Annotated in this window: 4 protein-coding genes; all 4 read left to right on the forward strand. The window is 44.5% G+C overall.

What is annotated here, in order from left to right; genetic code table 11:
- On the forward strand, positions 1 to 725 hold a 725-nt coding region (gene rsmA / locus COT81_03620; protein PIS04937.1), incomplete at its 5' end, for a ribosomal RNA small subunit methyltransferase A.
- 218 nt (positions 726 to 943) lie between these two features.
- Entirely contained in the window at positions 944 to 1,822 is an 879-nt protein-coding gene (locus tag COT81_03625) for a hypothetical protein (protein PIS04938.1), read from the forward strand.
- Positions 1,823 to 11,644 (forward strand): hypothetical protein, encoded by a 9,822-nt coding sequence (locus tag COT81_03630; GenBank protein PIS04939.1) that lies wholly within the window; start codon positions 1,823 to 1,825, stop codon positions 11,642 to 11,644.
- Between the two features lie 23 nt (positions 11,645 to 11,667).
- Complete coding sequence (locus COT81_03635) at positions 11,668 to 11,928, forward strand: excinuclease ABC subunit C (GenBank protein PIS04940.1); 261 nt, start codon at positions 11,668 to 11,670, stop codon at positions 11,926 to 11,928.

Here is an 11,928-nt window from a genome sequence, read left to right on the forward strand (position 1 = left end):
CGGCACAGCTTAAAAAAAATGGAGAAGTGCTGGAAGTCGGACCGGGCATAGGCACGTTAACAGCCCAATTGGCCGAAAAAGTAAAAAAAGTAGTCGCAATTGAACTTGATAAAAATTTACTCGCCGAACTTCAAAAAAACTTAGGTAACCGAAACAACGTAGAAATAATTCAAGGTGATATTTTGAAAATTAATCGTCAAGCGTTGCCACTTTCAAAAAGTTACAAAATCGTAGCCAATTTGCCATACAACATTACATCAAATTTTTTACGTTTATTTTTATCTCAAGAACCAAAGCCAAGTGCAATGACATTAATGCTACAAAAAGAAGTAGCCCAACGCGTATGCGCTAAACCTCCCCAAATGAGCATATTAAGTTTGTCAGTCCAAGCTTATTGTTACCCAACCATAAAGTTTTATGTTGATAAAAAAAATTTTTATCCCCAACCTAACGTGGATTCAGCTGTTGTGGCATTGGATCAAGTGTCGCATACATGGAATTTTAAAACTCCTGAACAGGATTTTTTTCGCTATTTGAAGATCGGCTTTTCGGCTAAACGTAAATATTTGGCCAACAATTTACACAATGGCACTAAGATAAAAATTGGCTTAATTAAGCAAATTTTTAATGACTTGGAGCTATCTCAACGCTCACGGGCACAAGAATTATATTTAGAGCAATGGGATAAAATTGGGCAAAAGCTAAATCAGCACAAGGCAAAATAATAATTTTCTTAAGCATTTATTTATTGACAAATTAAGTAAAATATATCCTAAAATCTTCTTCAATTGGTTAGAATTTTGTGCTATAATTTATCTAAAGTTAGATGATTTTTAGATTTTCATAGTAAAGGCTAGGAGCTCAAAATAAAAATAAAAATACAACCTAAAAAATTTCCCGCTAAGTGCGGGATGATGTTATCCATCACTTTTAATTTTATCTTGTGGCGGGCCCTCAAACAAAACAACAAAATAGAAATTCAAATTTTGGCGGCAGTTCATATAGTTTAGACACACTTTACGGTTCACCGATTGGCGAAGTTGAAGAATCGATTTTAAAGGAAAGAATAACTGCCGGCAAAAAGTACTTTTTAAAAAACGCAGATTCAATTTTACCTAAAACGTTAGTCGTGGTTACCGCGCTGACGTTTTTTGTTGCTGTTTGGCAGGTAAGTGCCAATTTCAATATTTCTCCAATTTTTCCCGAGGGCGAACCTAACTCGACTCAAAATTTATCCGCCGCGCTCCAGGCCAACTTAATTGCTGATGGCTCAGGTGATACCGACGGTGACGGCGTTAGTGACGCTGATGAACTAGGGATTTACGGCACCAGTATTTATTTAGCCGATTCTGATTCGGACGGCATTTCTGATTATGATGAAATTCAAAATGGCACTGATCCCAATTGTTTAGCCGGCGAAGACTGTGAAAATAAATTACGGCAAGAAGCTAATAGTGTTTTATCGGGAGGCAATTTGCCTGCTAATTATACTGCGACCGGGGCCGCTATTTCGGCAGATGATTTAAGAAATATTTTAGCTGACGAAGGAGTGCCGCAGGCTGATTTAGATTTGTTGAGTGATAATGATTTAGCACAAATTTATAATCAAGCCGCAAGCGCGACGCAATCTGAGATAGAATTTGACGATAGTTTTTTAAACTTAGATTCAAGCTCAACTGATGTCAAATCTATAATCTCACAAATGTCTGCATCTCAGTTACGCCAAGCTTTGTTAGAAGCAGGTTTAACTGAAACGCAGTTAAATCAAGTGAGCGATGAGGAAATTATTAACCTAGCCGATGAGGTTTTAAAGACATTTTAGATGAAATCTTTCTTGGTTAAAAACTTTTTTATCTGCCTGGCTACTTTTCTCTTGCTGAGTTCATTGATTGCTCCCTTAAACCAGTCTTTAGCAGCCGATGTGCCTGGCGCTGATGGCAGTGGCGTCGCTTCGGTTTCAGACCCAGCTGTTAACACAGTTTCCCCTGACGTCACTACTAGAGATGCCGGAGAGGAAGCTAGAAGAGTAGCAGCCGAAGAGAAAAAAGAGCAGTTAAAAAGAGCAGCCGCCATCGCATTTAAACAAGCACTTAATTTCTTTTTGCAAAATCTTGCCCATGATTCAGCGGTGGCGATTGTATCTGGGGGGGAAGGCCAAACATCTTTATTTTATGAACAAAGTTTTGGTGATTATGTTTTAGGCCAACTTGACAGAAGTGCCGGTATTTTTGCGGAAACATTGTTGGGCGATGGCTTTGGCATTAATTATGCAGGTCTATGTGACCCAGGCATTCCTTTTAGATTAAGTTTAACGCTTGGCTTACCAGGCTTTGAGCCGCCGTCTCCACCATCTTGCACTTTAACTGAATTAGCCGGGAATTGGCGGTCAAGATTAGGCAGCGCGGACTTTGCAGATTTTTTTGTCGCTTCCTTAGATCCGCGTGCTAATCAGTTGGGGATAGGGGGGGAAATTCAAAAAAATTATTTAGGCGAGTTAATTGCCAAAGCATTTGTGAGTAGCGGAGAGCGTTCCGATGGCGATTTTGAAGATATAGTTGATAAAATTACTGGTGAAATTTTAACTCCTGGAGATTTGTTAAGAAGGCAAGCCGAAGAAGGTTTAATCGTTAGGCCGGCTAATATTCAGGAGGCTCGCACCGGAGATATTGTGGCTGACGCCATTGACACGTTTGTGCAAACTTTAGCCGGCGAGATGTTTAAAAAATTATTTGAAGGCTTGCGCTCGTTCAGCGGCAGTCGTGGCAGTCGGCCAGCCGTCAATGTTAGATTGCCCGGATCTTCTGTTTCTTCTCAAATCAGCGGATTACAAGCCGCCCGCGACAGGTTTGCGAGTATTTTTGAGGTTGGCCGACGGGTTGGCGGGCCCCAAGAAATTTTGGTGGAACTTTCTCAATGTAACAACATTAATAATCCAGGCCCAAATAATTGCGTGATTGATCAAAAATTTCGCCAAGCTGTTGAAAATGAATTAACTGTGCAACAAGCCATTAATCAGGATTTACTTGACCCTAATGCTCCGTTCGGATTTATTTCAGGCGGTTTTGAGCCTCCTTACAATCAGGGGTTACCCTATCGCAGTATTCTTGTATTAAGAACTCATCGCATTGTTCCAGCATCATGGGAGTTAGCCGCGCAATATATTGGTGTTAATGGGGACGAACAAAAGTTGGGAGACTTAGTAGACGCTTTTAACGATGTTAATTCCCCATACTTTGGTTTAGTTGATCCAAATTGGGTATTAAAAGCTCCAGAAGCTTTTTGTGCCTTGGAAGGTTTTAGTAATTATTTGAATGACGATAAAGTTACCGGCAGCGGTTCAAGCTCCCAGCGTGTTGTCACCCGGGCTGAATACTGTGCCGATCAGCAAAGCTGTTTAGAGGAAGATATTGACGGCAGTTGTAAAACCTATGGTTACTGCACCAAAGAAAAACCAACTTGGGATTTTCAAGCTAACAGATGTAGTGAGGACTTTGCTACCTGCGAAACTTTTCGCGGCACAAGCGGCAACGTCACTACCGCAAGTTACCTTAAAAACACTTTAGATTTTGAAGGTTGCAGTGTTGATTCGGTTGGTTGCCAATGGTATTGCACTGAATACAATCCGTTTAATGGAGTTTGGACTTGTACTGAAGAGCAAGAAAAAGTATTACGAGAATGTAATAACCCTAACGGTTGTAGCGCGTCGGTGTCTTGTTTTGTGCCGCAAGGCGAACAAGCTTGCCAATCTGACGAAGGTGCCTTTTTATTCTTGCGCAATCCGTGCAGCGCTACTTCGCCTGGATGGGATGCGGCATCGCAAAGTTGTTTCCGTTCGGAGTCTTGTACGATTGAGCCAGGCGGAGTGCAATGTATTGTGCCGTCATGCTCTGACTTGCCAAACCAAGTCGCTAACGGCAGTTTTGAAACTTCTCACCCAACACCGCTAATTAATAACGATCCAGCCGCTAGCTGGGTGCGGGTTGGTAATAATCTGCCTTTTTCATTAACTCGCGTCACAGGCTCAAATGAAAAAGTATTTTCTGGTAATTTCTCACTTCGTTTCTTCACTAATGGTGGTGTCACGCAAGCCGGTAATTCACAGCTCATTTTACAAAATGAAGCTAACACTTTAACCGGTCTGACTGCCGGCAACACCTACACGGCTTCAATTTGGGTCTACAACAGTTTGCAGTTGGGCAATGTGTTTTTGCAAGTGAGTTCCGGGTCAGCTGGTTGTAACACACAAGGCTTTGTGCCCCAAAAAGGCACTTGGCAACAAATCGCATGTAATTTTGATGCTGGCGCGAATACCGCCACAATTCAAATTTATGCAACTGATAATCCGGTGGGTACGTTTTGGCTGGATGAAGCAACTATCACTCAAGAATGTTTGAATGAACAAGCCACGGTAACCTTAATTGGGCAGTCGGATTTAGATGGCAGTAAAATTTACTTTGACGATGACGTTCAAACTTGCTCCGCCTCGGAAGCTGGATGTTCTAACCTGCTTCGCCTCAACCAGAATTTTGGCCGGAACTTAATCGCCATAAATTCAAGCTTTGAAGAGGTTGGTACCGGCTGGCCAATAGCTGGTAGCACTAACCAGTCTCATATTGGTAATCAATCAGTTGAGCTTGCGCCAGGGCAAAGCGTAACTTATGCCGGACCACCATCCCGCCAGGCCATAACTCCTGGCGTGCCTTACATTTATTCAGCGTGGGGCTTGGGTGAAAATAGCAGCGGCCAAACCGGTCAATTAACTATTACTGAATTTGCCGGTGGCAGCCAAATTAACTCTCAAAGCCAAAATCTCAATTTACCATCTTCATGGCGGCAGTTTAATATGCTATACACCCCATCGCAAAATTTCTGTCAAAATGGAGTTTGTAGCGTGGGGGGGAACGCTTGCCCCGGCGGCGATAATGATTGTCCGCTGGTGAGCGAAGTGGAGTTAAGCCTAGGCAATAATTCGACTAATGGCCAGGTATGGTATGACGACGTTACCTTTGGTGATATTTCCGATTTTACTGTCAATGGTTCAATTCAAAACGCCCAAGTAGCTAACGCCGGCGGGGATTTTGGTATCGTTTTAGATAATTTGCATATTAAACAGCCGCCTTCATATTTGGGCTGCACTGGCGATCCTGAAAGCGATCCGCTTGAATGTGGCTCATACGCGGGGGTATGTAGTGCCGACGAGGTTGGATGTGATTTATTCTCTCCGACTAACGGCGATATTCCTATCCCTGGCATCCCGGCTGAAGGAGATTATTGCCCATCAGAATGTGTCGGCTACGCTGCCTTTAAACAATCGGCCACTAATTATGAAAATGAACAATTTCCGGTTTATTTAATTCCCGACCGGGGCGACCAATGTAACGCGGCGGCAGTTGGCTGCCAAGAGTTTACTAATTTGGATGAAGTCGCACGCGGCGGGGAAGGTTTAGAGTATTACACATTCTTGCGCCAATGCGTAAAACCGGAAAACGCGGTATCCGCTGGCAATTCATGTGGCACTTTCTTTACTTGGGTTGGCTCGGATGTCACCGGTTTCCAATTACAAGTTCACAATTTGCAACTATCTAATGATCCGGCTACTGAATGCGACCCTACAGTTTCGGTTTGCCCGGCACAGGTTAATTTAGCCTCTAACTTTGGCCGTTGCGAGAATTTGCAAGACGCGATTAATAATCCTTTCTGTAAAGAATTTATCGCGCCTAATGGCGATAAGTCTTACATCATTATCGAACAAACAATTTCGTGTACCGACAACTGCGTTCCGTACCGAGCAACTGATGTTGACTTAGGCATAAACGATTGCCAAGCTTTCGGCGGCGTTGAAGAAGATATAGATAATGATGGAACCGTTGACGCTTGTGTCTTTAACGCGGTGCCGGGAGAGGGCCAATCTTGTGGCGTGGCGGAAGCCGGTTGCCGGGAATACCGCGGTAATGCGGCGCCAAATGTCTTCAATGTCTTTACCGACACTTTTGAGTTTAACGCCGCTAATCAGTGGCATGTGGGCGATATATCTTCAGAATCAACCAACGTTGGCGGCCACTCGCTTGCCTCAGCTTCTGAATTAGACCCAACGATTACTTCCGCGCAAACATTATCCGGCAGTACCAATAGTGCCGGGTATGTTGATGCCGATGGGAGCGGCACCTGTACTGAGGCGGATGGTTCATACAATGATGCTACTCGCACCTGCCTAGCTCAAATGAGAAACGGTGAAACTTGTGAGATATTACTTGGAGATACGTTTTGTGGCATTTTAGATGATCGGTTAGTTAATAATGGCAATTATCTTTTAAGTTTTTGGGCCAAGAATGCCTCGCAGAACCCAAGCAATGCAAATTTTGATGTGGCAATTTTTAACCAAATTCAAATTGCTACAGATATTGGCGTGGGGCCAAACTGGCAAAATTATTTGCTTGGTCCGTTTACCATAGGGGACGTGTCCCCAGAAGCGATTTTGTCTTTCAGAAGGGATTGCGGTGCAAACTGTACGGCCGCCGACACATTCTATATTGATAATGTCGTTTTAAAACAAGTTCAAGACTTTGAATACCTTATTAAAGATTCTTGGGATATTCCGTTAAGCTGTGATTCTAACCCGGCCTTAGATCCGAATACCTATCCTCAACCAAACGCCCCGCAATTTATGCTTGGTTGCCAAGAATACACTGATCGTTTCGGCCAGTTGCAATATCTAAAATCGTTCGATCAATTATGCCGAGCTTCAGCGGCCGGATGCGAAGCCTTTATTGATACCCATAATTCCAATTCTTCGCTTGCCGAACAATTTAACCTTGGCGACCCATTGGCACAAGTTAATGTGCCGTCAGACAACCTTACTTATTTGGTTAATGATCCAAATTTTTACTGTCCGTCAACGTCTCAAGGATGTACGGAGCTTGGCTTACCTGAAATTAATGGCCAAACCGGCAAGGTGTCAGATTATGAAACAGTGTATTTGATTCAGGATCCTGAAACTTTCGGTACCACCCTTTGCGAAAGTGAAGCTTTGGGTTGTGAGGCGTGGCAAAGTGGTAATGGCTTATCTTATTTTAAAGCTCCGGGCGATAGAACTTGTGAGTTTGCGGCTAAAGGCGCAGACTCGATTCCCCGTTGGTATAAGTCTGGCACTAACGAAGCGTGCCCAGTTGGCAACACGCCACTTGGCGTTTTGCGCCCTGACCGGGCTTGCATTGGCGGGTTTAACGATGGACAACAGTGCCGCACTGACGAAGATTGTTTGGGGCCAAATGACAACAGCTCTAACGATGATGGGAATTGCCAGAATTGGGCCGGTCTATGTAGCGCGCGTGATAATAGCTGTACTGAATTCGTGGATCCAGGGTCTTCAAATAGGGAAAATCAAATATTTAACGGCGGCTTCGACCAAGATGTGTTGGGGGATTTAACTAATGGAGTGGATAATTGGTCGGGTCCGGTGAGCTTGCCGTCGGGCCAGCCGGTCTTTACTAATGACGGCAAATTCGGCCTTGTCGGCGCTAAAAGCATTTTGAGCCAAATTGGCAATCCGGCGTTTCAATATAATAGTGGCCAAGCTATTCATCAAGATTTAATTTTAGGCCGCAGTACTTTGTATACCGTTGGTTTTGAAGCGGCAGTACCACCGGGCAGTTCCGTCCCAACGTCTGGTAATTTACGCGCCACCCTAGCTTGCGCTGACCCGACCGGCGACCAAAAATTACAGTCGTTTGACAACAGTATGTTGGTTAGTGATAATGTGACTTTCAACGGTTCGTTGTATGACGTGGCTGAACTCTCTGTGCCGGCTAATGTTATAACCAAAAGCGATCTGTTCAATATTGAAACAGGAGGTTTCACAACCTTTAGCGGACGGGTGTTTATTGACGAACAAAATAACGGTTGTCGCGTGTACTTTGGCTCAGACGAATCTATTAATTTGTCTTCCGTGCCGATTATTTTTGAGGACGTTTTTGTCAAAGAAACGGGAGTTTATTACCATCTTAAAAACGATGCTGATTATCAGTCTTGTAATGGTATTGTTAATGCCGAAGAGGGGTGTGTGTTATTCAATGACCGTAGCGAAGTCAATTATTCAATCGGCGAAAGCGACAGCAGCTATTTAATTTTTAACTCCCACCAAACAGATAACGGCGAAACGGCGAGTTCGAGTTGCGCCGCCGGTAATTGTAATAGCAACTCAATTGTCAAAGTTAAGCCGGATCGTGAATGTGCTGAGTGGTTAGATTGCAGCAGCCGTACTAAAGTTGTTGGCTTAGACGGCATTGAACAAGATGTGTGCGTTGATTTAGTGACTTGCCGTTCATTTGATGCCAATGGTGAATGTGACGATTTTGTTACGCCTTCGTCTGAATTAGTCGCAAACAATTTAACACCGCTTAATCAAACCTTCGCTTATCGCGATGTTAGCCGCCTGCGAAATCTGTCCGGTTATTCAACGCCCGGGTATCGCTTTGATAGCACCGGGTCCTTTGCGATTGAAGGCCAATACCAATACAGCTTAATGCCGCAAGTTGGGGAAGTGGCCGAAGTGCCAAATCCGAGTTTTGAAATCTTTACCGCCGATTCTGAACCGCTGGGTTGGAGCTTCCCTGATTTTAGTCGAGTGTGGACGTCTAACTTATTTAATGTCATTGCTGATCCAGTCACAGCCGAAACTGAAGGGATTACCCAGCAAGACGGCAATGCAATTTTACGGTTTGGTTCAAATTTTGGAGTTATTTCAGATTCCTTTGATGTCTTTGCTAATACCGAATATGTCTTGTCGGCGTTAATTAATACTCGTCAGTTAGATGTTGGTGAAGCAAGCGGAAATAGCAACATTGCTACTAGGATAGAAGTTGTAATTGATGACGGTGGTCGCACTAATGTAATTAGCGGTTCAACCATTGAGCAGCCGGCCGGGCTTGGCTGGCGCCAGCGTTTGGTAAGCTTCTCAACTCCAAGCAATGTTACCAAGGTTAGAATTAGAATGTATAACACTGACGGCTCGGCCGAGTGCGAAGGCGGTTTTGACGATCCGGATTGTTTTATAGAAGGTAAAACTTTTGTGGATTTAGTTAAGTTGCGCCCAGCCTTGGAAGTTCAATCAATTAATCAATCGCCCGTGCTGGTAGGAAATTCTTGTCGAGTATATCCTGAAAGCGATTCGCTGTCTTGCGAATACACCGGCGATGAAGGTATCACTTATCAAGGCATCAACGGTTATTGCTTACTTGAGGATCCGCGAAACCCTAACTTGTGTTTGCAGTGGTGGCCGGTAAATATGATTAAAGGCGATCAACGCGACTTAGTGGCAGGTTACAACGACCGCTTTCCGCTGTATCAATGTTTAGCCAATGATTTGACTTTAACTGAAAAAATCGAAGACACAGGCATCATCACTGTGGCCGAAGCCTGTGTTGGCGGCTACTTCCCGACCTTTACGCCAGATTGCGTGTTGTTTAGACATGAAGATGCCCAGCCGTTGAACAGCAAAGGTAATGGCGCACCGAGGACTTTGGACGCGGCCGGTATATCCGAGAGCGAAAAAGATTTTGCTTCGCTGGGTTTATTGGAGCGGGTTCGTTTAGACGTCACTTTCCCGGGCGGTTTAACCGCTTGCGCTGGAAACTTCGTAGGTAATCTTATTCCATTTTCTGAACAATCTCCCACCGGGCGAACAGTACGCACATTTGATGTAATGAATTCTTCATATGAATATACTGACCCAGCCTTTGTTTGGGGCTTATCTGTCGGCGGTGATACTTACTGTTCGGCTTACGTTGGATTTTTTGAAGAAACAGCCCAAAATCACTCGCGCGGAGATTTAGCTTTTATCCAGGCTTGCGCTATTGACCAAGGTAGTTGTTCCACCCGCGACAGTCACCGGTTTAACTTGCAGTTTGATGGTTTTACAGGTTTTGACAATTTAGAATGTCGCGCCTTTAGTCAAACCGTAACTCGGGCCGGGTCAAACAAAGCTTGGAATGCGCGGGTGGATAAAGGTTCAGACTTTGAGCTACACGATACGCTCACTATCTACAGCAGTGATTCAGCACCGTTTGGCGCGGCTCAACCTCCAGATCCGATCAATCGGCCAGAGCTTTGGGATAACAGTACGGCTGATGGTTTGCAACCATTGGGAGTAGAGAACCCAGATGCTTCATTTGCCCCTCCATATCAAGCGCGTTCAGGTTCGGTTTTTGCCTGTATTGGCTCAACGCCTGAAACAGACCAAAAAACTTTTACCGATGACTTTATTAGCCAATTACCTAGCGGCGGGGCAGTTTATACGTGTAATGGCGGAATTAATGACGGGATTACCTGCGATCCGTCGTTATCGCTAGCTTGTACGGCTTCAGAATGCACTGGCGATCCAGATTTTAATGGCAATGCCTGCCATAATGATAGTGAGTGCGGCCTAGGAACATGTGTTGATCCAAATCCATCAGACAATGGCACTTGTGTGCAAACTAGCGGTAGCTCCGGTGGTTCAACTTGTGGATTAGTCGGCCGATGTTCAGTTTCAGGATCAGTTTGTGTTCAATACCCGTACTTCAATCGTCCAACAATTGGTTTTTGCAGCAGTGATGACCCGCAAACCAGCGGTTTAGAGTGCCAAAGTGATGCTGACTGCGGTTTTGGCGTATGTCAAACTAATGTGCGCGGAGCAGGGCTTTATTTGTCTGGCGGGTGTCCGGTTGAAGGGGAAGTTTGTGACTTGTTAAATTACACTGACGATGGCGGCCCAGAAGATGATCCTTCAGGCAATCCAATCCCGTTTGATATTCGCCAAGATAATGCCATTGCTAAAGGTGCTGATCGGGTCAAACGCTTATTTGCCCGCGCTTTTGGTATATGGGAATTAAATACTGTTGGCTACGAGAGACAAAATCCAATAAGCCGAGTCGCCGATGATTTTAACGGTGACGGAATTTCTGACCTTTGGGATCCGCCGGTGTCAGGGCAAGAGTGCCCCGATAATATCCGCCCCTTAGCGGTTTGCAGTAATAGCGGAGTGCCTTGCACCACTAATGCTATTTGCGGACCGGGTGGATCTTGCCAAAATATTAGCGTTGATTACTGCGCGGTCGCCCCAATTGTTAGCCGCATTAGCATTGCCGGAGAAATTGATTTTGGCGCGAGCAAACAAGTGCAAATTAGTGAAGCTGGTTCAGTGAGTTTAGAATTTAATACCCAAGTTGACGCTAACCAAGAGCCAATTGCCGCTTACCGTATTGATTGGGGGGACGGGCGTACAATTTCAGTTTCCGGTTTAAAGAGTATCCAAGACCGATCCAATCAAGATGAGCCGATTAAACTTTCGCACTCATACAATTACTTTGACATTTTAGCTCGTTCAGCGAGCAGCCAATCAATCTATTGCGCCGGCGACTCACACCCGACACTAGGCACCGTGCCGGCAAACACTTGCTATATTCAACCGCGGATTCAAGTGATTGATAATTGGGGTTGGTGTAACGCTAATATTGATCATCGGGAAAACGTACCGACGAGCGGCCAGCCGATTGATGTTCAAACCGGGGGACTTACAAATACTTGGGGCTACTACGGTACCGCGTGCCAAGGCGGATTGAACTCCTTCCAATCCTACAACGGCACAATAATTGTAACGCGTAATTAACCCCGTTAGAGATAACATTATTTATGTATTATACATACGTTCTACAAAGCAAAGGAGATCAAGCATGGTACACCGGCGCCACTAATAATTTAAAAAAGCGTTTCAAGGAACATAATGGCAATCAAGTGGCATCAACTAAAGGCCGCCGCCTTTTTATGTTGATTTACTATGAGTCATGTCTTGATTGTGGAGATGCTTTTGCAAGAGAAAAATATCTTAAGACTGGCATGGGAAAACGATACTTAAAAAACAGATTAAAACGCTTTTTAGCTCTAATGGGGTAA

This window comes from Candidatus Buchananbacteria bacterium CG10_big_fil_rev_8_21_14_0_10_42_9, assembly GCA_002773845.1.
Lineage (GTDB): Bacteria > Patescibacteriota > Patescibacteriia > Buchananbacterales > 21-14-0-10-42-9 > 21-14-0-10-42-9.

Excerpts from the sequence above, each read along its gene's own strand:
- COT81_03630 (PIS04939.1), top strand. The coding sequence starts at position 1,823 with ATGAAATCTTTCTTGGTTAAAAACTTTTTTATCTGCCTGGCTACTTTT.
- COT81_03635 (PIS04940.1), top strand. The coding sequence starts at position 11,668 with ATGTATTATACATACGTTCTACAAAGCAAAGGAGATCAAGCATGGTAC.